Source organism: Streptomyces sp. T12, from assembly GCF_028736035.1.
In the GTDB taxonomy this organism is placed as follows: Bacteria; Actinomycetota; Actinomycetes; order Streptomycetales; family Streptomycetaceae; genus Streptomyces.
The window spans coordinates 7035022-7054534 of sequence record NZ_CP117866.1; the positions used below are offsets into that span (position 1 = coordinate 7035022).

General features: G+C 71.0%; 21 protein-coding genes. 13 read left to right on the top strand and 8 right to left on the bottom strand.

Going from position 1 to position 19513, the window contains the following annotated elements; translation table 11 throughout:
* Positions 1 to 24: 24 nt before the first annotated feature.
* Positions 25 to 372 (top strand): DivIVA domain-containing protein, encoded by a 348-nt coding sequence (locus PBV52_RS31855; protein WP_274243021.1) that lies wholly within the window; start codon positions 25 to 27, stop codon positions 370 to 372.
* Entirely contained in the window at positions 372 to 959 is a 588-nt protein-coding gene (locus tag PBV52_RS31860) for a DNA-3-methyladenine glycosylase I (RefSeq protein ID WP_274243023.1), read from the top strand. The genes PBV52_RS31855 and PBV52_RS31860 overlap by 1 nt, the downstream gene beginning before the upstream one ends.
* 93 nt (positions 960 to 1052) lie before the next feature.
* On the opposite strand, the gene PBV52_RS31865 is transcribed toward PBV52_RS31860, so the two are convergent.
* Complete coding sequence (locus PBV52_RS31865; protein WP_274243025.1) at positions 1053 to 1856, bottom strand: enoyl-CoA hydratase/isomerase family protein; 804 nt, start codon at positions 1854 to 1856, stop codon at positions 1053 to 1055.
* A gap of 64 nt (positions 1857 to 1920) precedes the next feature.
* Between PBV52_RS31865 and PBV52_RS31870 the strand changes: the two genes are divergently transcribed.
* A complete protein-coding gene (locus PBV52_RS31870) occupies positions 1921 to 2085 on the top strand; it encodes a hypothetical protein (protein ID WP_274243026.1) in 165 nt (54 codons plus the stop codon).
* Between the two features lie 146 nt (positions 2086 to 2231).
* On the top strand, positions 2232 to 2399 hold the full coding sequence (locus tag PBV52_RS31875; protein WP_003966491.1) for a DUF3117 domain-containing protein: 168 nt from the start codon (positions 2232 to 2234) through the stop codon (positions 2397 to 2399).
* A gap of 128 nt (positions 2400 to 2527) precedes the next feature.
* Here the strand turns inward: PBV52_RS31875 and PBV52_RS31880 are convergent, their stop codons facing one another.
* On the bottom strand, positions 2528 to 3226 hold the full coding sequence (locus PBV52_RS31880; RefSeq protein WP_306801496.1) for an O-methyltransferase: 699 nt from the start codon (positions 3224 to 3226) through the stop codon (positions 2528 to 2530).
* A gap of 235 nt (positions 3227 to 3461) precedes the next feature.
* Here PBV52_RS31880 and sigE point away from each other — a divergent pair, with 235 nt between their 5' ends.
* The 5 genes from sigE to PBV52_RS31905 all read left to right on the top strand — a co-directional run bounded on the left by sigE (position 3462) and on the right by PBV52_RS31905 (position 9492).
* The gene (sigE, locus tag PBV52_RS31885) at positions 3462 to 4160 is read left to right on the top strand and encodes an RNA polymerase sigma factor SigE (protein ID WP_037642843.1); all 699 of its coding nucleotides are present in this window, start codon (positions 3462 to 3464) and stop codon (positions 4158 to 4160) included.
* A complete protein-coding gene (locus tag PBV52_RS31890) occupies positions 4157 to 5128 on the top strand; it encodes an anti-sigma factor (RefSeq protein WP_274243105.1) in 972 nt (323 codons plus the stop codon). Before sigE ends, PBV52_RS31890 begins: the two co-directional genes overlap by 4 nt.
* A gap of 362 nt (positions 5129 to 5490) precedes the next feature.
* Positions 5491 to 7908 carry a trypsin-like peptidase domain-containing protein gene (locus tag PBV52_RS31895; protein ID WP_373921933.1) on the top strand — a complete coding sequence of 806 codons (2418 nt, stop codon included), beginning with the start codon at positions 5491 to 5493 and terminating at the stop codon, positions 7906 to 7908.
* A 214-nt stretch (positions 7909 to 8122) separates the two neighbouring features.
* Positions 8123 to 8584 carry a sec-independent translocase gene (locus PBV52_RS31900; protein WP_274243107.1) on the top strand — a complete coding sequence of 154 codons (462 nt, stop codon included), beginning with the start codon at positions 8123 to 8125 and terminating at the stop codon, positions 8582 to 8584.
* A gap of 239 nt (positions 8585 to 8823) precedes the next feature.
* Positions 8824 to 9492 (top strand): hypothetical protein, encoded by a 669-nt coding sequence (locus tag PBV52_RS31905; protein WP_274243108.1) that lies wholly within the window; start codon positions 8824 to 8826, stop codon positions 9490 to 9492.
* Positions 9493 to 9571: 79 nt separating this feature from the next.
* Here the strand turns inward: PBV52_RS31905 and PBV52_RS31910 are convergent, their stop codons facing one another.
* The 3 genes from PBV52_RS31910 to PBV52_RS31920 are packed head-to-tail and all read right to left on the bottom strand — an operon-like array spanning position 9572 to position 12630.
* Positions 9572 to 10705, bottom strand: coding sequence for an Mrp/NBP35 family ATP-binding protein (locus PBV52_RS31910; protein WP_274243110.1), 1134 nt, complete (start codon positions 10703 to 10705; stop codon positions 9572 to 9574).
* A gap of 43 nt (positions 10706 to 10748) precedes the next feature.
* The gene (locus PBV52_RS31915; RefSeq protein ID WP_274243112.1) at positions 10749 to 11345 is read right to left on the bottom strand and encodes a DUF1003 domain-containing protein; all 597 of its coding nucleotides are present in this window, start codon (positions 11343 to 11345) and stop codon (positions 10749 to 10751) included.
* Complete coding sequence (locus PBV52_RS31920; protein WP_274243113.1) at positions 11335 to 12630, bottom strand: magnesium transporter MgtE N-terminal domain-containing protein; 1296 nt, start codon at positions 12628 to 12630, stop codon at positions 11335 to 11337. Before PBV52_RS31920 ends, PBV52_RS31915 begins: the two co-directional genes overlap by 11 nt.
* 244 nt (positions 12631 to 12874) lie before the next feature.
* Here PBV52_RS31920 and PBV52_RS31925 point away from each other — a divergent pair, with 244 nt between their 5' ends.
* Complete coding sequence (locus PBV52_RS31925; RefSeq protein WP_274243114.1) at positions 12875 to 13630, top strand: hypothetical protein; 756 nt, start codon at positions 12875 to 12877, stop codon at positions 13628 to 13630.
* Between the two features lie 4 nt (positions 13631 to 13634).
* Here PBV52_RS31925 and PBV52_RS31930 read toward each other — a convergent pair whose 3' ends face one another.
* Together PBV52_RS31930 and PBV52_RS31935 are read right to left on the bottom strand one after the other, a co-directional pair.
* On the bottom strand, positions 13635 to 14147 hold the full coding sequence (locus PBV52_RS31930) for a hypothetical protein (protein ID WP_274243116.1): 513 nt from the start codon (positions 14145 to 14147) through the stop codon (positions 13635 to 13637).
* Positions 14148 to 14179: 32 nt separating this feature from the next.
* A complete protein-coding gene (locus PBV52_RS31935) occupies positions 14180 to 15295 on the bottom strand; it encodes a magnesium and cobalt transport protein CorA (RefSeq protein ID WP_274243117.1) in 1116 nt (371 codons plus the stop codon).
* Positions 15296 to 15801: 506 nt separating this feature from the next.
* On the opposite strand from PBV52_RS31935, the gene PBV52_RS31940 reads away from it, so the two are divergent.
* A complete protein-coding gene (locus tag PBV52_RS31940) occupies positions 15802 to 16386 on the top strand; it encodes a suppressor of fused domain protein (RefSeq protein WP_274243118.1) in 585 nt (194 codons plus the stop codon).
* A 30-nt stretch (positions 16387 to 16416) separates the two neighbouring features.
* Here PBV52_RS31940 and PBV52_RS31945 read toward each other — a convergent pair whose 3' ends face one another.
* The gene (locus PBV52_RS31945; RefSeq protein ID WP_274243120.1) at positions 16417 to 17628 is read right to left on the bottom strand and encodes an MFS transporter; all 1212 of its coding nucleotides are present in this window, start codon (positions 17626 to 17628) and stop codon (positions 16417 to 16419) included.
* 125 nt (positions 17629 to 17753) lie between these two features.
* Here PBV52_RS31945 and PBV52_RS31950 point away from each other — a divergent pair, with 125 nt between their 5' ends.
* Positions 17754 to 18395, top strand: a complete 642-nt coding sequence (locus PBV52_RS31950) for a DUF6758 family protein (RefSeq protein ID WP_274243121.1) — start codon at positions 17754 to 17756, stop codon at positions 18393 to 18395.
* Between the two features lie 239 nt (positions 18396 to 18634).
* Positions 18635 to 19492 (top strand): PHP domain-containing protein, encoded by an 858-nt coding sequence (locus PBV52_RS31955; RefSeq protein ID WP_274243122.1) that lies wholly within the window; start codon positions 18635 to 18637, stop codon positions 19490 to 19492.
* Positions 19493 to 19513 lie beyond the last annotated feature (21 nt).

Genomic DNA, 19513 nt, shown 5'->3' on the forward strand with positions numbered 1-19513 from the left:
ACCGTGGGGGCCACAGCGATGGTTATGTTCTTGTTCCTGGTCGTCGCGCTCGCCGTCGTGGTCGCCGCGGTGACGCTCGCCGTGGTGGGCGGCGGCGACGGCGACGGCCCCTTGCCGGAGGCCGCGCCCGAGCGCCTGCAGGACCTGCTGCCGCTGGACCGCCCGATCAGCCGCGTGGACATCGAGACCCTCCGCTTCCCGCTCGCCGCCCGCGGCTACCGCATGTCCGACGTCGACGACGCCCTCAGCCGCCTCGGCGCCGAGCTCGCCGAGCGCGACGCCCGCATCGCCGACCTGGAGTCCGCGCTGGCGGGCGCGCAGGCGTCGGCCGGCCATGTGTCGATGGAGAAGCGCGCCCAGGAGGACCAGTGATGAGCGACGGTACGGCCCTCGCCGGCCCGGACGGCGCCCTGCGCTGCCCGTGGGCGCTGTCCACCGCGGACTACGTGACCTACCACGACGAGGAGTGGGGCCGCCCGGTCCACGGCGACGACGCGCTCTACGAACGCCTCAGCCTGGAGGCCTTCCAGTCGGGCCTGTCCTGGATCACGATCCTGCGCCGCCGCGAGGGCTTCCGCGCCGCCTTCGCAGGCTTCGAGATCGCCAAGGTCGCGACCTTCACGGACTCCGACAAGGACCGCCTCCTCGCCGACGAGGGCATCATCCGCAACCGAGCCAAGATCGACGCGACCCTCGCCAACGCACGCGTGCTCGCCGACTGGACCCCGGGCGAACTGGACGCCCTGATCTGGTCCCACGCGCCGGATCCGACCACCCGCCCGGTCCCGAAGACCTTGGCGGACGTCGCGGCGGTCACACCGGAATCGACGGCCCTGTCCAAGGCCCTGAAGAAGCGCGGCCTGCGCTTCGTGGGCCCGACGACGGCATACGCCCTGATGCAAGCGTGCGGCCTGGTCGACGACCACTTGGAAACCTGCGTCGCGAGAAGCGCCCCCTGAGGGGCGCGGGGCCCTATCGACATGCGACCGCGCCGCGTGGGCGCGATCAACCCGAACGAACCCGCAGCCCCTGACGGCGCTACCGCCCCGAGCTCACCGGCCCAAGTACTTCGGCTTCTCCTTGTTGACGAAGGCCTGCACAGCGATCGCGTGATCCTCCGAAGACCCCGCCCGCGTCTGCAGCTCGTCCTCCTTCTCCAAGGTCTCGGCCAGGGAGTGCGACATCCCGAACGCCATCGCCTCCTTGATCGCCCCGTACGCCACCGTCGGCCCCTCGGCAAGCGCCCGCGCCACCTTCTCGGCCTCCTCGCGCAGCTCACCCGCGGGCACCAGCCGGTTGGCGATACCGAGCTCGTACGCCTCCTGCGCCTTGATGCTCCGCGGGAAGAGCAGCAGGTCGGCGGCGCGGCCCGGGCCGACGACCCGCGGCAGCGTCCACGAGATCCCGGAGTCGGCGGTCAGCGCGACCCCCGCGAAGGACGTGTTGAACGCAGCCGTGTCGGCCACGACGCGATAGTCCGCGGCCAGCGCGAAACCGAAGCCCGCCCCGGCCGCGACCCCGTTCACCCCGGCCACCACGGGCTTCGGCATCTCGGTCAGCGCCCGCACGATCGGGTTGTAGTGCTCCCGCACCGTGTTCATCGTCTGCCGGGTCCCGGTCTCCCGGTCGGAGATCAGCAGCCCGATGTGCTCCTTGAGGTCCTGGCCCACGCAGAACGCCCGCTCCCCGGCCGCGGTCAGCAGCACGGCCCGTACCGCGTCGTCGCCCGCCGCAGCCTGGACCGCGTCCCGCAGGGCGACCTTGGCCGCGATGTTCAGCGCGTTCATCGCCTCGGGGCGGTTCAGCGTGATCGTCGCGAGTCCGTCGCTCACCTCGTAGAGCACGGTGTCGGCCATGGTGTATCCCCTCCGGTGTCGCGGCTGGGCGTACTCGTCGGTACGCACTTGTCTGAGGGACAGCATGGCGGAGATCACCGGCAACGGCGCTGACCGGACGTGTGACCTGCGTCAAAGAATTCGTGACCGGTTCTGTTCGGCCGAAGCGTGTGCGGTGGCGCAGTATCGCAGTCACATCGCCGAATTGAGTGGTTTTGCTCGCGCGCGTTGCCCAAGCGATGCCGACTGATGTTGGTCATCGGGTCCTGAGATGCGGGATAATGGCTTGGAAGCAATGTGTTCGATGCCGGTGTCGCGTGTCTCATGCCAGACGCGCGTGCCCTCCATGGGGCCGTCGGCTTTGACGATGAGCTGGTTTCAGGAAGGGGAACGAGCATGGCGGCCATGAAGCCGCGGACGGGCGATGGCCCGCTCGAGGTGACCAAGGAGGGGCGGGGCATCGTCATGCGCGTTCCGCTCGAAGGCGGCGGTCGGCTCGTCGTCGAGCTGACCCCTGACGAGGCCGACGCGCTCGGCGACGCCCTCAAGAAGGTCGTCGGCTGACGCGGCAGCGACCCTTACCTTTCGGCGGCCCCGGCATCGCACATGGTGCCGGGGTCGTTGCTTGTTCAGTTCGTCGCTTCGTCAGGTCGCTTCTTCCGTACGTCCATGACGTACGGTCGGTCAAACGGTCATCGCTTGACCGCGCACAGCAGCCCGTCCCCGACCGGCAGCAGCGACGGCACCAGCTCCTGGCTCTCCCGCACCGCGCGCAGCAGCTCCCGGATACGTATGACTTCCGTGGGCTGCGGGCCCGAGTCCACCGTGCGGCCGTTGGCGAAGACGCCCTCGAAGACGACGAGGCCACCCGGACGCAGCAGGCGCAACGATTCAGCGAGATAGTCGAGGAACTCCAGCCGGTCGCCGTCACAGAAGACGAGGTCGTAACCGGCGTCCGCGAGGCGGGGCAGGACGTCGAGGGCGCGGCCCGGGATGAAGCGGGCGCGGTTGCTGGCGAAGCCGGAGGCGCGGAAGGCCTGGCGGGCGAACTGCTGGTGTTCGGGTTCGGGGTCCACCGTGGTCAGGACGCCGTCGGGGCGCATGCCGTGCAGGAGGTGGATGCCGGAGACGCCGGTGCCGGTACCGATCTCCGCCACCGCCTTCGCGTCCACCGAGGCCGCCAGCAACCGAAGCGCCGCGCCCGTGCCGGGCGACACCGAGCGCAGCCCCGCCTCACGGGCCCGGTCGCGGGCCCAGCGCAGGACTTCGTCCTCGGCGACGTAGGCGTCGGCGAACGCCCAGCTCGTCTGCCGGTTGCCGGTAATGGCCCTCTCCTGTCCCCGTGGTTGCCTGGGCGTGACTGTATCCGTTGCCGACGGGAACCCGCAGATGGGACCGGGCGTTTAGAGGGGTGGGAAGACGAGCGGGGGGACACAGTTGGATCACGATGGCGAGCAGGGCCGAGAGCAAGTGCTGACGCAGGCGCACCAGCCGTGTCAGCCCAGATCAAATTCTCGTAAAACCGCTTATCCGGAGCTAACGGGCGAGGTGGCTATGGTAGGGGCTCCACTGGACACCACCAGAGCCGACAGGGGAGGTGCGGCTGCGCCTGTGGACCGGGGAGGAGTGCTGCGGCGCTTTCTCGGGTCGGCGGGCAGGCCGAAATCCGTGAACGACACCGCTGACCACAGCCACGCCGGCGACTACGCCCAGACCGCGACCTTCTCCACCGACGCGGACGGGCAGGCGTGGACTCCGCCCACGTGGGAGGAGATCGTCAGCACGCACAGCGGCCGCGTCTACCGTCTGGCCTACCGCCTGACGGGCAACCAGCACGACGCCGAGGACCTCACCCAGGAGGTCTTCGTCCGCGTCTTCCGCTCTCTGTCGACGTACACGCCGGGCACCTTCGAGGGCTGGCTGCACCGCATCACCACGAACCTCTTCCTGGACATGGTCCGCCGCAAGCAGCGCATCCGTTTCGACGCGCTGGGCGAGGACGCGGCCGAGCGGCTGCCCAGCAAGGAGCCCACACCGCAGCAGGTCTTCAACGACGCGCACTTCGACGCGGACGTCCAGCAGGCCCTCGACACCCTCGCGCCCGAGTTCCGCGCCGCGGTCGTCCTGTGCGACATCGAAGGACTGTCGTACGAGGAGATCGCCGCGACCCTGGGCGTCAAGCTCGGCACCGTCCGGTCCCGTATCCACCGTGGCCGCTCGCAGCTGCGCAAGGCCCTCGCCCACCGTTCGCCGGAGGCGCGCGCCGAGCGCCGCTCCTTCGTGCCGCGGGTGGCCGCACTGGGAGGAGGGGGCGCGACCGCGTGAGTGGCTCTCGACCCAACCCCGCAGAACGGCTCCTGGCCGAGCAGCACCTGGGAGACCGACTCTCCGCCCTCGTCGACGGAGAGCTCGGTCATGAGACGCGCGAGCGCGTCCTGGCCCACTTGGCGACCTGTGCCAAGTGCAAGGCCGAGGCCGACGCCCAGCGCCGGCTGAAGAACGTCTTCGCGGAGGCGGCCCCGCCGCCTCCCTCCGAGAGTTTCCTGGCCCGCCTTCAGGGCCTCCCCGGGGGAGGTGACCTGGACGGCGGCGGCTCGCCGCTGGGCGGGGGAGGATTCGGCGGACTGACCGGGCGGCCCGGCGCCACCGGGGTGTTCGGAATGAAGCAGGGCGACCGCTTCGAGTTCGGATACGTCCCGTCGCGTCCCCATGCCCCGGCGCTCCCCGCCTCGGACCGCGGCTTCCGCACCCACCCCGTGGGCCGTCCTGACGCCGATCGCTCCGGGTCCTCCCGTATGCGGTTCGCGTTCGTCGCGGCGGGCGCGGTGTCGCTGGCCGCGATCGCGCTGGGGGGTGTCACGTCGAGCGTGCCGACCGACGCGGAGGCGCGCGGCGGCTCGGGCGGCAGTAATGTGACACCGGCCCGGACCCAGGGCACCGGCGCCGCGACGGCACCCGAGAACCAGCGCCGCCGTGGAGTCGGCCCGCTGCTCGCCCAAGGCCAGGGCGAGCGGACGCTCGACACCCCGGCCGCCCCGACCGAGGTATCGGCCCCCCTCCTGCCAGGGATGCCGGCCCAGCCCGCCGACCAGGACATGCGCACCCTGACGGCGCCCGTGGTGGCCGGCGCGGCCGCCATGTCCCCACTGATACGCCCGCTCAGCGAGACCCCGCCGCTCGCCCTGACCGCGTGGTCCACGACCCCCGAGGTCAAGGCGACCCCCGACCCGCTCGCCGCACCCGTCCCCGACGCGACGTCATCCCCCTCCACCTCCTCCGCCACCGGTCGCTGACCCGGCCTCTGCGCAGCGGCCCACGAACCTGATTGAATCCGGGGGTGGGCCGCGCGCCGTGCCTGCGGGCCGGGCGCGGAGTCGATGAACCGCGGCCGCCGTTGACGCCGCGTGCCGGATGGGGGAGGTAGCACGAAGTCGCCGGTTTCTGCGGGGACTTGAGCGCGACAGCGCAGAGTTGAGTAGGCATTCGGGCGCCGGGACGTTCCCGGTGACGGCCTGCCGAGGAACCAGGGTCGGCAAGCCGGCAGACCTCAGTCGTCTCCGCGGGCTGCGGGATAACGGCCGATCGTTTCTCTTGGCGCGGCGGTGAGCGAAGCGTCCTACTCGGGCAACGGTCAGCAGCGAGCAGGAAGCAGAGCATGAACGAGGGGAAGCCCGCGAAGGCGAAGTGGTGGAACCGACCTCGGCCGCAGGGTCCGTCGGCCCGGGCGGAGGACACCGAGCCGACGCCGGACGAGACGAGCGGGACGGCGCCCGGCGCATCGAACGCGACCGAGCGCAGGGCACCGGACGGCACCGGCGAGCGCGGCGCCGATGGCGACGCGAACGGTATCGGCGACGCGAACGGTGACGGCGACTTCGAACTGGCGCTGCCCGCCGCGCGGGGCGGGGCCGACGGCGTGGCTTCGTCTGAGGGTGACTTCGAGCTTCCTCGCCCGGCTGTGAAGGGCAGCGGTGGTGTGGCTTCGGCGGAGGGTGACTTCGAGCTTCCCCGCCCTGCCGTGATTGGCGGTGGTGGCGGCGTGGCTTCCGCTGACGGCGACTTCGAGTTGGCGCGGCCGGGTGGGGTGCCCGTGTCCGGCCCGTCTGCGGGTGACGCTGCCGCGGTCGCGGGGGGTGCCGATGATGCCGGTGCCGCGGCCGTGGGGCCCGTCGCCGACGCAAGTACTGGGGGCACGGAGTCCGCCGGCGGTGCGGTCAGTGTCCCCGCGGTGTCCGCCGACGGTGCCACCGCCGCTGTGGCAGAGCCCGTCGACGAACGCCCCAAGCCCCTGCACGACCCCGACCCCTACAGCACCCCGCCCTATGGCGAGCCCGGTCCTTGGGCGCCCGCTCCGCCGGTCCAGCACCCGGCGACCACGCCCGCGCACGGGACGGCCGCACCGATGCCGACACCACCGACGCACACCTTGCCGGCCCCCACGCCCGGCCTGCCGACTCCGACGCAGGGCGCGCAGAGCGCAGCGCAAGGCACGCCCGTGCCGTCGACAGCCGCGGCCCCGACCGCCGGCGTACCCACTCCGGCGCCGACCCCGGCCCCCGGCACTCCTGCCCCGTCACCGGCCCATGGCATCCCCGCACAGGCGGCTCCCGCGGCTCCCGCGGCCCCCGCCGCCCCCGGCGTGCCCACCCAAGCAGCGCCTCTAGGATCCGGCGTGCCCACGCCGCCGCCCCCTGGCCCCGGCGCCCCTGCCCCGACGCCCGGCATCCCCGCCCCGGCGGCCCCGCTGGCCGGCATCCCCGCCCAGGCACAGTCGGCCCCCGCCCAGGCGACCCCCGACCCCGCCTACGCCGACGCCCCGCCCCCCACCAACCCCTGGCAGAACTACGACCCCTGGGCCCGCCGCGGCCACCCCGCCGACCCCGCGCACCCCACCCACCCGACTCACCCCTCCGCCCCCCTCCAGCAGACCGGCGCCGCCGTCGCCACCGACGGGCAGCAGCGTAAGCGTGCCAAGAAGGTGCTCCTTGCCGGGGCCCTGTTGATCGCCGTCGTGTCCGGTGGCGTCGGCGGTGTGGTGGGGGCGTATCTCGAGCGCAACGGTGGTGTGGGGGACGTGGAGCTGCCGCAGGCCGCGGCCGAGGTGCCCGGGAGGGCGCCGGACAGTGTCGCCGGGATCGCCGCTCGTGCCCTGCCCAGCGTCGTGACGCTGCATGTGAGCGGGAACGAGGAGCAGGGCACCGGGACCGGGTTCGTGCTCGACGACCGCGGTCACATCCTCACCAACAACCACGTCGTCGAACCCGCGGGTGACAGCGGCGAAATATCCGTGACCTTCCACAGCGGTGACACCGCCAAGGCCACCGTCGTCGGACGGGACAGCGGCTATGACCTCGCCGTGGTCAAGGTCACCGACGTCAGCGGCCTGAAGCCCCTGCCGCTCGGCAACTCCGACAACGTCCAGGTCGGCGACCCCGTCGTCGCCATCGGCGCCCCGTTCGACCTGGCCGGCACCGTCACCTCCGGCATCATCAGCGCCAAGGAGCGGCCCATCACGGCCGGCGGCGAGAGCGGCGACGGGAGCGATGTGTCGTACGTCGACGCTCTCCAGACCGACGCGCCCATCAATCCCGGCAACTCCGGTGGCCCCCTCCTCGACGCCCGCGCCCGCGTGATCGGCATCAACTCCGCCATCCGCTCCGCCGACACCGGCTCCGACCTGGACGGCGGCCAGTCCGGCTCCATCGGCCTGGGCTTCGCGATACCGGTCAACCAGGCCAAACGTGTCGCCGAGGAGCTGATCAACACCGGCAAGGCGACCCACCCGGTCATCGGCGTCACCCTCGACATGGACTACAGCGGCGACGGCGCCCGCGTCGGCACGAAGGGCGGCGACGGCGGCTCCGCGGTCTCCGAGGGCGGCCCCGGCGACAAGGCCGGCATCAAGTCGGGCGACGTCATCACCGAGGTCGACGGCCAGCGCGTCCACTCCGGCGAGGAACTCATCGTCAAGACCCGTGCCCACCGCCCCGGCGACCGGCTCGAACTGACCTTGGAGCGCGGCGGCAAGGAGATCAGGATCTCGCTGACACTCGGCTCGTCGAGCGGGCACTGAGACTCACAGAAACCTCACAGCGCACGTCGCCCGACCGCCTTACTCGGGCCCTGACAAGGCAAACAACCCGGAAAACCGCACGCCCATCCCATTCGGAGGCCTCGGGACAGTACCGGTCGTAGCGGATCGCCGGGTACCGTGGATCCGGCCCGGACCACGGAAGACCCAGAGACCGCCGAGGGCCGAGGACCGAGGACATCGCAAGGAGCTTCAGGTGTTCAATGACATAGGACCGCTCGAGCTGGTGACGCTCATCGTCCTCGCCGTGCTCGTCTTCGGTCCGGACAAGCTCCCGAAGCTCATCCAGGACGTCACGCGGACGATCCGCAAGATCCGCGAGTTCTCGGAGAGCGCCAAGCAGGACATCCGGCAGGAACTGGGACCGGAGTTCAAGGACTTCGAATTCGAGGACCTCAACCCCAAGACGTTCATCCGCAAGCAGCTGGACAACGACGACCTGGGGCTGAAGGAGATCCGCAACGGCTTCGACCTCAAGAAGGAAATGGCCGAGGTCACCGACGCGGTCCACAGCCGTGACTCGGAGTCGTCCGGATCCTCCTCGTCGTCTTCCTCGCCGTCCCCCACCTCCGGTTCCTCCGGCGGCAGCATCGACATGACGAAGAAGCCCGAGAGCCCCCGCGAGGAGCGCCCGCCCTACGACGCGGACGCCACCTGAGCCGTACGAAAGCCGTACGAACACAGGGGCGGATCACCACTCATACGTGACGCTTCTCATACTCCGCGCGGGTCGCGCACGGCCTGAACCCGCCCCCTGCGCGCCTCGCGCGCCGGGCGCTTTCCATACTGCCAGGAGCGGTGTGGCTATGCTGCCGAGTTGTTGTGCGGACCGGACGAGTACGCCCGAAGGGGGGCGGGCCGGGCTGGTCCGGCGAGAACGAGGAGGCGTCCGGGCACATGGAGACGACGAGTCAGACGACTGGTCGGGCGGTCGCGCAGGCACCGGCCGTGGAGAGCGGACAGCAGGTCCCCTCCGCCCGGCGCACGGTCGACGGCTACCTGTTGGCGCCCTTCCCGTGGTACGGCCTCGACGAGGCCTTCACGGGGCCGCGCTGGCTGATGCAGGTCGGTATGGCGGCCGACGGGGCCGTGGAACACGGATCGATCGGGCACGGTGACGAGCCCTCCGTGCGGAACGAGGGGACGGAGGACCGGGAGAAGTTCGCGGTGGTCGTGACCGTCGCGGCGAATCCGTCCCGCAGGAGCGCCGACGGCACGGGGCTGCTGGAGGCCACGTCGGTGTCCTCGGCGGCGTGGCTCGCCGGGGTGGGGCTGCTGTCGTTCACCTGGCCCGGGCAGATGGACCACTCGCTGCGCGACGACTGGCTGGAACAGCAGACGGAGACCGCCTGGGCCCTCGCGGACGACCTGGCGGGTCCGGACTGGTCGACGCTCTCCCTGCCGGTGGACGGCGTCCCGACGCCCTTCCACTACCGCGAGTCCGAGTTCGGCTGGGTACTGGCCGGCTCGACCCAGGAGGGGGTGCACGTGGGGGCGTACGGGAGAGGCCTGAGCGCGTATGGCCTCGGGTTCGCGATGATCAAGGACATCTCCGCGTACGCCTAGGCGTCGCCCTGCACCCGGGCACAGTTACGCCGATGGGGGCGCCGTCTCACCGGACGGCGCCCCCATCGGCGTACGGGAATCAGAACTTGTTGCGCGGCGTGATGCCCAGCGACATGCCCGACAGGCCCCGCTGCCGTCCCCCCAGCTTCCCCGCGATCGACCGCAGGGCCGAGCCCGCCGGGGAGTCCGGGTCCGTCAGGACCACCGGCTTGCCCTCGTCGCCGCCCTCGCGCAGGCGGACGTCGATGGGGATGTTGCCGAGGACCGGGACGTTCGTGCCCGTCGTGCGGGTCAGGCCGTCGGCGACCACCTGGCCGCCGCCCGTGCCGAAGACGTCGACCATCTCGCCGCAGTGCGGGCAGGGCAGGCCGGACATGTTCTCGACCACGCCGACGATCTTCTGGTGGGTCTGTACGGCGATGGAGCCCGCCCGCTCGGCCACTTCCGCGGCCGCCTGCTGCGGGGTCGTCACGACCAGGATCTCGGCGTTCGGGACCAGCTGGGCCACGGAGATCGCGATGTCGCCGGTGCCGGGCGGGAGGTCGAGGAGCAGGACGTCCAGGTCGCCCCAGTACACGTCCGCCAGGAACTGCTGGAGCGCGCGGTGAAGCATCGGGCCGCGCCACACGACCGGGGCGTTGCCCGGCGTGAACATGCCGATGGAGATGACCTTCACGCCGTTCGCGGACGGCGGCATGATCATGTTCTCGACCTGGGTCGGACGCCCGTCGGCGCCCAGCATGCGCGGCACGCTGTGGCCGTAGATGTCGGCGTCGACGACGCCCACCTTCAGGCCGTCGGCCGCCATGGCAGCCGCCAGGTTGACCGTCACCGAGGACTTGCCGACGCCGCCCTTGCCGGACGCGACCGCGTACACGCGCGTGAGCGAGCCGGGCTTGGCGAAGGGGACCTCGCGCTCGGCGGTGCCGCCGCGCAGGGCGTTCGCCAGCTCCTTGCGCTGCTCGTCGCTCATCACGTCGAGCGTGACGTCGACTCGGGTGACGCCCTCGACCCGGGAGACCGCGTCCGTCACCCGCTGCGTGATCGTCTCGCGCATCGGGCAGCCGGAGACCGTCAGGTACACGGTGACCGCGACCGCTCCGTCCGCGCCGATCTCCACCGACTTGACCATCCCGAGCTCCGTGATGGGTCGGTTGATCTCCGGGTCGTTCACCGTCGCCAGTGCTTCGCGCACCGCGTCTTCCGTAGCCATAGAGACGATGGTACGGCGCGGTAGCCATGCCCCGGAAAGCCTGTCACCGGTCGTCTACGTCACGTCCCGGCGACCGATCTGCCGGGAATACCCCGTGCCCGTGGTGACCGTCGTGCCGCTCCTCCAGCTCTTTCGTCAGGTCCTGCAGCTCCGAGCGCATCCAGTCGCGGGTGGCGACCTCCCCGAGCCCGATGCGCAGCGCGGCGATCTCGCGGGTCAGGTACTCGGTGTCGGCGATCGACCGCTCGTTCTGCTTGCGGTCCTGTTCGAGGTTGACCCGGTCGCGGTCGTCCTGCCGGTTCTGCGCGAGCAGGATCAGCGGGGCGGCGTACGAGGCCTGCAGGGACAGGACCAGGGTGAGGAAGATGAACGGGTACTCGTCCCAGCGAAGGTCGCTCGGTGCGGCGATGTTCCACAGCACCCACACGATGATCACGACCGTCATCCAGACGAGGAACCGCCCGGTGCCGATGAAGCGGGCGATCCGCTCCGACAGCCGTCCGAAGGCCTCCGGGTCCCACTCGGGCAGGATGCGGCGGCGCGGCGGCCGGGGTTGGTCGAGGCGCGCGCGGGGCGCCCTGGTGGTCGCGGTGGCGCCCGACGCCACGCGCTCGCGCGTGCCCTCCCGCTCAGGAGCCATGGGCCGCCACCCCCTCGCCCGTGTCCTCGTCCAGGTGGAACTCCGTCTCCCGCCAGTCCTCGGGCAGCATGTGGTCCAGTACGTCGTCCACGGTCACCGCGCCCAGCAGCGACCCGGACTCGTCGACCACGGGCGCCGCGACCATGTCGTACGTCGCGAAGAACCCGGCGACGACCGGCAGCGAGGCCTCCGGCGCCAGGGCCTCCAGGGCCTCGTCGACGAGCGAGCTGACCAGGGTGTACGGCGGGTCGCGCAGCAGGCGCTGGAAGTGGACCGTGCCGAGGTACTTGCCGGTGGGTGTCTCGTCGGGCGGGCGGCAGACGTAGACCTGGGCGGCGAGGGCGGGGGACAGGTCGGGGTTGCGGACCCGGGCGAGGGCGTCGGCGACGGTGGCGTCGGGGCGCAGGATGATCGGCTCCGTCGTCATCAGACCGCCGGCCGTGTGCTCCTCGTACGCCATCAGGCGGCGCATGTCGGCCGCGTCGGCGGGCTGCATCAGGCTCAGCAGCCGCTCCTGGTCGTCCTCCGGGAGCTCACCGAGCAGGTCAGCGGCATCATCCGGGTCCATGGCCTCCAGGACGTCCGCGGCGCGCTCCTCCTTCAGCTTGCCGAGGATCTCGATCTGGTCGTCCTCCGGGAGCTCTTCGAGTACGTCGGCGAGGCGGTCGTCGTCGAGGGCGGCGGCGACCTCGGCGCGGCGCTTGGGGGAGAGGTGGTGCAGGACGTTGGCGAGGTCGGCGGGGCGCAGCTGCTCGAAGGTGGCCAGCAGGCTCTCGGCGCCCTGCCCCTTCTCCTCCGCGGAGAAGCCGGTGACGGCGGACCACTCGACCGTCAGCGACTCGCCCTTGGCGCGCCGGAAGGTGCCGCTCTTGCCGCCCTTCCGTACGAACACCTTGTCGATCTCCCAGTCCCTGCGGGCCGGCAGCTGGTGCACCGACAGATCGAGGACGGTGACCTCCTCGCCGGTCTCGACGAGGGTGACGCGCCGGTCGAGCAGCTCGCCGAAGACGAGGCGCTCGGTGGGGCGCTGCTCGAAGCGGCGGACGTTGAGCACACCGGTGGTGATGACCTGGCCGGACTCGATGCTGGTGACGCGGGTCATGGGCAGGAAGATGCGGCGCCGGGTGGAGAGTTCGACGACGAGGCCGAGCAGCCGCGGGGGGCGTCGGCCGACGCGCAGCATCACGACCAGATCGCGGACGCGGCCCACCTGATCGCCGTTCGGGTCGAAGGCGGCGACGCCTGCGAGGTGCGAGACGAAGATCCGGGGGGCGCCGGCTGCCATGGCTGCGGCTCCTTTGCGTGCGGGGTGTGCCGTGTTGCTGTCGCTGTTTGTTTGCTGGGTGTTCGCTGTTTCGCTTGCTGTGCCGGTTTTCCGAATTGCCCGCTCGGGTGGGCTTCAGGCTAGCCCGTCCGGATCCGATACGCCCTGGTGAGCGGTCCGGACGGACTGGCTCCGCCGGGGGCCTGACCGCCCGGTACGCTGCCGTACGCCGCTCGGGTCCCATGACAGAAAGGCAGCCCCACCTGTGACTGCGATTCCCCAGGGTCGTACTCGCCGGGCCGCGCTGGTGAGCGCCGTATGCGCCCTGGTCGTGTCGGGAACGGCACTGACGGGATGCAGCGAGGACCCCGACGAGGGCACCAACGGGGTGGGCAAGCTGCCCGCCGCCGAGATCCAGCGCAAGACCCGTGCGGCCGCCGATGCCACCGATGCGGTGCGCCTCTCCGGGAACGTGGTGACCAGTGGGCGCACTTACAAACTCGACATGCGGCTGAAATCCGACGGCGCGACGGGGTCGGTCACCGCGCAGGGGGCGACGTTCCAGCTGCTGCGGATCGGTGAGCAGCTGTATCTGAAGGCCGACGCCGGATTCTGGAGCGATGCGGGCGGCGAGGCCGGCGAGGGCAAGGGGGACGCCGCGGCCGCGGACAAGCTGAACGGCAAGTTCGTCAAGGTGCCGCAGGGCGACCCCTCGTACAAGAAGTTCAGCGGCTTCACCGACAAGGACGTCCTCCTCGACGGCCTGCTGACCCTCCACGGCACGCTGGCGACGGACGGCCACCACGAGCAGGACGGCACCCGCACCATCCGCATCACCGGCGACGCGGGCTCCGGCGGCACCCTCGACGTCTCCCTGGAGGGCACCCCGTACCCCCTGCGCCTGACCCGGGCCGGCGGCGGGGGCACCTTGACCTTCTCGTCCTGGGGCAAGGACTTCACCCTGGAGAAGCCGGCGAAGGGCGAGACGGTGGACTACGGCAGGCAGCTGCCGACGTCGTGACCGCCTATCGGCGCCGCTTCTTCTTCAGCAGCAGCCGAGGAAGCCCGGCGGGGATCGGCTGACGGGTCGTGGCCGGGGAAGGCAACGGAGCCTCGGCCAGGGAGCCGTCCGGCAGCGGGGCGATGGTTCCCGTCGGCTCCAGGCGCAGCACCCGGCACTCGCGGGCCCAGCGGGACGGCATGGCCTCGCCGTCGGGGGCGTTGAGACGCTTGCCCTTCAGCTCGGCGACCGTCGCCTCCCACTGTTCGGAGCCGGAGGCGAGTTCGACCACCTTCGCGCTCCAGGAGACCAGCCGGCCGCCCTTGTCCTTGCTGCGCACGGTGACCTCGGCGGAGCCGCCGTCGGCGAGCCCCGGCAGCGGCTGCTCGCCCGGCCCGTCGCCCACGACACACGCCGCACCCTCGTGCCACACGTGCCACAGCGCCCGGGCGGGGACACCGGGGCCCTGGACCCAGATGAGGCCGGACTTCTTCGTGGCCTCCTCGACGAGGGCCTGGTCGAGCAGCTCGCTAGTCATGGCCCAAGCCTATCCAGCGGTCTCCGGCCGGGTCAGAGCCAGCCGTTCCGCTTCAGCGTGCGGTGGATGCCCAGACAGATGGCCACCGTGATGCTCATGATCACCGGGTAGCCGTACTTCCAGTGCAGCTCGGGCATGTGCTTGAAGTTCATCCCGTACACCCCGCACACCATCGTCGGTACGGCGATGATCGCGGCCCACGACGTGATCTTCCGCATGTCCTCGTTCTGCGCCACGGACGCCTGCGCGAGGTTGGCCTGGAGGATCGAGTTGAGGAGCTCGTCGAAGCCGATGACTTGCTCCTGCACGCGGGCGAGGTGGTCGGCGACGTCCCGGAAGTACTTCTGGATGTCCGGGTCGATCAGCCGCATTGGCCGCTCGCTCAGCAGCTGCATGGGGCGCAGCAGGGGCGACACCGCGCGCTTGAACTCCAGCACCTCACGCTTGAGTTGGTAGATCCGCCCCGCGTCCGTACCGCGCGGCGACCCCTTGCGCCCCGGCGAGAACACCTCCGTCTCCACCTCGTCGATGTCGTCCTGCACCGCGTCGGCGACGGCGACATACCCGTCGACGACATGGTCGGCGATCGCGTGCAGCACGGCCGACGGCCCCTTGGCGAGCAGCTCGGGGTCGTCCTGCAGCCGGTGCCGCAGCGCCCGCAGCGAGCCCTGGCCGCCGTGCCGGACGGTGATGAAGAAGTCCCGTCCGGTGAAGCACATGACCTCGCCGGTCTCGACGATCTCGCTGTTGGCGGTGAGTTCGTCGTGCTCGACGTAGTGGATGGTCTTGAAGACGGTGAACAGCGAATCGTCGTACCGCTCCAGCTTGGGGCGCTGGTGGGCCTGCACCGCGTCTTCCACGGCCAGGGGGTGCAGCCCGAACTCGCTGGCGATGCCGGAGAATTCGGCCTCGGTCGGCTCGTGCAGTCCGATCCACACGAAGCCGCCGTCACGCCGCGCCTGACGCATCGCCTCGTGCGGGGTCAGGGGCTTCGGGCTCTCGACGCGAGCGCCGCTGCGGTAGACGGCGCAGTCGACGACGGCGGAGGGCGTCGCCGGGTCGCGGGTGGTGTCGTACGCGCCGGTGTCCTTGCGCAGTGAGATGCGGGACGGGCGGACCACGGCACGCAGGTCGCGGATCATCGACATGGGCAGGCTCCTTCGCAACGGGCAACGAAGCGCGGAGGGCCGCCGAACGGGTGGAACTGCCCGGAATGGGGACGTCCTGACCTCAGGATGTTTGGCACGTCCACAAAGCGGGGAGCACCGCACCGTCGCGGTGGCGGGCTTCGTTGCTGATTCAGATCAGACAGATCAGGCAAAGCGAAACGAAGTGCTCTTCCGTATGAAGACGCGAGCGTGAAAGGGCGGCGGTCAGCCGGAGCGGAACAGCCGAATCAGCTACATCAGTGGCGGGAAGAGCGAGTGGTACTGCACGGTCGACTTCGATCCATTGCAGCCCCACCTCCTCCGGCCGGTCCCTCGTGAGGGACGTTCCATACCCCGTTCGGGGTTCCCCGTAGGGGAGTCGATCTGGCGTCGGGACTCGATCGCGACGCTTCTGCGTGCTGCCCCGAACACCGGGCAAGAGTATCAGCCGACTGAAGTGTCAAGGCGCTGCTTTGCCCGGTACTGACGAGTTCTATGCTCGCCGCATGGCTGATGTTCTTCCTCTGGTCGAGGCCCGGTTGCGCACCGCGCTGGGCGAACCGGACGCGCGCGCGGCGGTCACCTTCCTCGGTACGGACCGCATCGAGGTGCTCCGTTTCCAGCAGGGCGAGATCGTCCGCTACGCCACGCTGGGCATGTCCGCGCAGCCGATGAGCGACCCCACCGCGGTGCTCGCCGACCCGGTCAAGGGGCCGCGCGCCGAGCTGGTCCTCTCCGTCCGTTCCGGCATCGCCGACACCGACAAGGTGCTCCGCCCGCTCGCCGTACTCGCCGCGTCCCCGCAGGTGGAGGGCGTGATCGTGGCCCCGGGCGCCTCCCTGGACGTCGGGGAACCGCTGTGGCCCGGCGCCCCGTTCACCTCGGTCCTGGTCGCCGAGGCGGGCGGCCTGGTGGAGGACCTGGAACTCGACGAGCCCGCCGACCCCGTGCACTTCCTGCCGCTGCTCCCCATGACGCCGAACGAGGCCGCCTGGAAGCGCGTGCACGGCGCCCAGGCCCTCCAGGAGCGCTGGCTGGCGAACGGGACGGACCTTCGGGATCCCGCCCGCACGTCCGTCCCGCTGGAGTGAGGAACCTCACCAACCAGTGGCCGAAAAGCATCAGTTGGCGAACACGGTGACGCTGTCCTCGGTCGCGTGCCGCGTCTCCAGCTCCTGCGCCTCGTGCGTGAGCGCCTTCCGCCGTACGACGACCATGAGAGCGCCCGCGACAGCCGTGACGGCCGCCACCACGAACGGGATGCGGATGCTGCCGGTCCACTCCTCGATCCGCGGCGCGAAGAAGGGCGCGGCCGCCGCCGCGAACCACCGCACGAAGTTGTAGCCCGCGCTCGCCACGGGGCGAGGCGCGTCGGAGACGCCGAGGGCCAGCTCCGTGTAGACGGTGTTGTTCACGCCGATGAACGCGCCGGACAGGATCGTGCAGACGACGGCGGTGGTGTGGTCGCCGTAGCCGAGGACCAGCACGTCCACGGCGAGCAGCACCAGTGAGCCGCCGAGCACCCGCAGCGAACCGAACCGCTCCTGCGCGCGCGGCGCCACGACAACGGAGAACACGGCGAGCAGCACACCCCAGGCGAAGAACACCGCGCCCGACCGGTACGGGGTCATGTCCAGCACGAAGGGCGTGAAGGCCAGCACCGTGAAGAACGTGTAGTTGTAGAAGAACGCCGAGACCGCCGTGGACGCCAGGCCGCCGTGTCCGAGTGCCTTGACCGGGTCCAGCAGCGAGGTCTTGCGGGCCGGCTTCGGCTGCTCCTTGAGGAACGCCGCGATGCACAGGAAGCCGACCGCCATCAGGAAGGCCGTACCGAAGAACGGGTAACGCCAGCTGGCGTCGCCGAGCAGCGCGCCCAGCAGCGGGCCGCACGCCATGCCGAGGCCGAGCGCGGACTCGTACAGCAGGATCGCCGCCGCGCTGCCGCCGGCCGCCGCGCCCACGATGACGGCGAGGGCCGTGGAGACGAAGAGCGCGTTGCCGAGCCCCCAGCCCGCCCGGAACCCGACCAGTTCGCCGACCGATCCGGAGGTGCCCGCGAGCCCGGCGAAGACGACCACGAACGCGAGGCCGAGCAGCAGGGTCTTGCGGCCGCCGATCCGGCTGGAGACGAAGCCGGTGACCAGCATCGCCACGGCGGTGATGAGGAAGTACGAGGTGAAGAGCAGGGAGACCTGTCCGGCCGTGGCGTTCAGACCGCTCGCGATGGACGGCAGGATCGGGTCGACGAGTCCGATGCCCATGAAGGCGACGACGGACGCGCCGGCGGTCGCCCACACGGCCTTCGGCTGACGCAGCAAAGAAGTAGATGCCATATACACATATTAAGTTAGGCAGGCTAAATGATGCAAAGGGCATCCGGCCGCTTCGGCGTGCGGGTTCCGCCCGGACGGGTGATCGTCCTTGACGTGACGCACCAGGGGTAGGACCGTGGGGCCCTATGAGGGGCGAACCCAGTTGCCCGAGGTGTGGTGGCCGGGTCAGGGCTCCCGGACTCTTCGCCGACACCTGGCAGTGCGATGTGCACGGCACCGTGCATCCGGTGCAGCCCGTGATCCCGCCCAGCGTCGAGGCCCTCGGCGTCGTCGTGCATCGCACGCAGGTGCCCGTGTGGATGCCGTGGCCGCTGCCGGTCGGCTGGCTGTTCACGGGTGTGGCGAGCGCGGGCGACGACCGCAGCGGCGGCCGCGGGGCGGCCGTGGCCTGCTCCGGACCCGGCCCGCTCGGCGGCATGGGCGAGCTGATCCTGGTCGCCGAGGAGCTCGGCGTCGGCTTCGGCGCCCGCTACGCCGGCCTCGACGGTCCGGACCCGGGGCCGTATATGAACGTCGAGAAGCCACCCCAGGCCAAGGTCATCGCCGCCGGCCGCCCGACGCCGCTGTGGCATGTCTCCGGCACCCCGGACGACCGTGCCGTGTTCGCGGGGGAGGCGCTCGGGATGTGGCTGTGGGCGGTGATGTGGCCCGAGCAGTCGGGGCTGCTGATGTACGACGAGCTGGTGCTGACGGACCTGCGGGACGCGGGGGCGGAAGTGGAGCTGGTGCCCTGTGGGGCGTTGTCGCCGCGCCTGCTTGAGCCGTAGCGCTCCGCTGGGTTGAGCCGTGGGGCGCCTTCGAGCTCAGGTGGTCGAGCGTGGTGTGCGGCTGCGGGTGGTTTGTGGCTGGTCGCGCCCACGCGGCGGAGCCGCATATCGACACAGCCCCGCGCCCCTGGGGGCGTGTGTAGGGGGCGCTAGTGGTGTGCGGGTGTGACAGGGGTCGTTGAAAATGCGGTTATCCTTGAGCGTCCCCTTCCGCGCCGTCATCGACTGGAGTTCGCGTCGTGCGCATCGATCTGCACACCCACTCCACCGCTTCCGACGGCACGGACACCCCGGCCGAGCTCGTGCGCAACGCCGCCGCAGCCGGACTGGACGTCGTGGCGCTCACCGATCACGACACCACCCGCGGGCACGCCGAGGCGATCGCCGCGCTGCCGCACGGGCTCACCCTGGTGACCGGTGCGGAGCTGTCCTGCCGTGTCGACGGCATCAGCATGCACATGCTGGCCTACCTCTTCGACCCCGAGGAGCCGACGCTGCTCGCCGAGCGGGAGCTGGTGCGCGACGACCGGGTGCCCCGGGCCCAGGGCATGGTCGCCAGGCTCAACGAGCTGGGCGTGCCCGTCACCTGGGAGCAGGTCCTGCGGATCGCCGGTGACGGCTCGGTCGGCCGGCCGCACGTCGCCTCCGCACTGGTCGAGCTCGGTGTCGTACCGACCGTGGGCGACGCCTTCACCGAGGACTGGCTGGCCGACGGCGGCCGGGCCTTCGTGGAGAAGCACGAGACCGACCCGTTCGAGGCGATCCGGCTGATCAAGGCCGCGGGCGGCGTCGCCGTCTTCGCGCATCCGGCCGCGAGCAAGCGGGGCCGTACGGTGCCGGAGTCCGCGATCGCCGACCTGGCCGCGGCCGGGCTCGACGGCATCGAGGTCGACCACATGGACCACGATCCCGACACGCGTGCGCGGCTGCGCGGGCTCGCGAAGGAGCTCGGGCTGCTGACCACCGGGTCCAGCGACTACCACGGCAGCCGCAAGACCTGCGTGCTCGGCGAGTACACGACCGATCCCGAGGTGTACGGCGAGATCACGCGGCGGGCGACCGGAGCGTTTCCCGTCCCGGGGGCCGGCGGGGTCTAGGTCGGTCGCACTTTACGTTCG

Bases quoted from the DNA above. Each gene is read 5' to 3' on its own strand.
- PBV52_RS31855 (WP_274243021.1), top strand. From the start codon at position 25: ATGTTCTTGTTCCTGGTCGTCGCGCTCGCCGTCGTGGTCGCCGCGGTG.
- PBV52_RS31860 (WP_274243023.1), top strand. From the start codon at position 372: ATGAGCGACGGTACGGCCCTCGCCGGCCCGGACGGCGCCCTGCGCTGC.
- PBV52_RS31865 (WP_274243025.1), bottom strand. From the start codon at position 1,856: ATGGCCGACACCGTGCTCTACGAGGTGAGCGACGGACTCGCGACGATC.
- PBV52_RS31870 (WP_274243026.1), top strand. From the start codon at position 1,921: ATGGCGGAGATCACCGGCAACGGCGCTGACCGGACGTGTGACCTGCGT.
- PBV52_RS31875 (WP_003966491.1), top strand. From the start codon at position 2,232: ATGGCGGCCATGAAGCCGCGGACGGGCGATGGCCCGCTCGAGGTGACC.
- PBV52_RS31895 (WP_373921933.1), top strand. From the start codon at position 5,491: ATGAACGAGGGGAAGCCCGCGAAGGCGAAGTGGTGGAACCGACCTCGG.
- PBV52_RS31905 (WP_274243108.1), top strand. From the start codon at position 8,824: ATGGAGACGACGAGTCAGACGACTGGTCGGGCGGTCGCGCAGGCACCG.
- PBV52_RS31910 (WP_274243110.1), bottom strand. From the start codon at position 10,705: ATGGCTACGGAAGACGCGGTGCGCGAAGCACTGGCGACGGTGAACGAC.
- PBV52_RS31915 (WP_274243112.1), bottom strand. From the start codon at position 11,345: ATGGCTCCTGAGCGGGAGGGCACGCGCGAGCGCGTGGCGTCGGGCGCC.
- PBV52_RS31920 (WP_274243113.1), bottom strand. From the start codon at position 12,630: ATGGCAGCCGGCGCCCCCCGGATCTTCGTCTCGCACCTCGCAGGCGTC.
- PBV52_RS31930 (WP_274243116.1), bottom strand. From the start codon at position 14,147: ATGACTAGCGAGCTGCTCGACCAGGCCCTCGTCGAGGAGGCCACGAAG.
- PBV52_RS31935 (WP_274243117.1), bottom strand. From the start codon at position 15,295: ATGTCGATGATCCGCGACCTGCGTGCCGTGGTCCGCCCGTCCCGCATC.
- PBV52_RS31940 (WP_274243118.1), top strand. From the start codon at position 15,802: ATGGCTGATGTTCTTCCTCTGGTCGAGGCCCGGTTGCGCACCGCGCTG.
- PBV52_RS31945 (WP_274243120.1), bottom strand. From the start codon at position 17,628: ATGGCATCTACTTCTTTGCTGCGTCAGCCGAAGGCCGTGTGGGCGACC.
- PBV52_RS31950 (WP_274243121.1), top strand. From the start codon at position 17,754: ATGAGGGGCGAACCCAGTTGCCCGAGGTGTGGTGGCCGGGTCAGGGCT.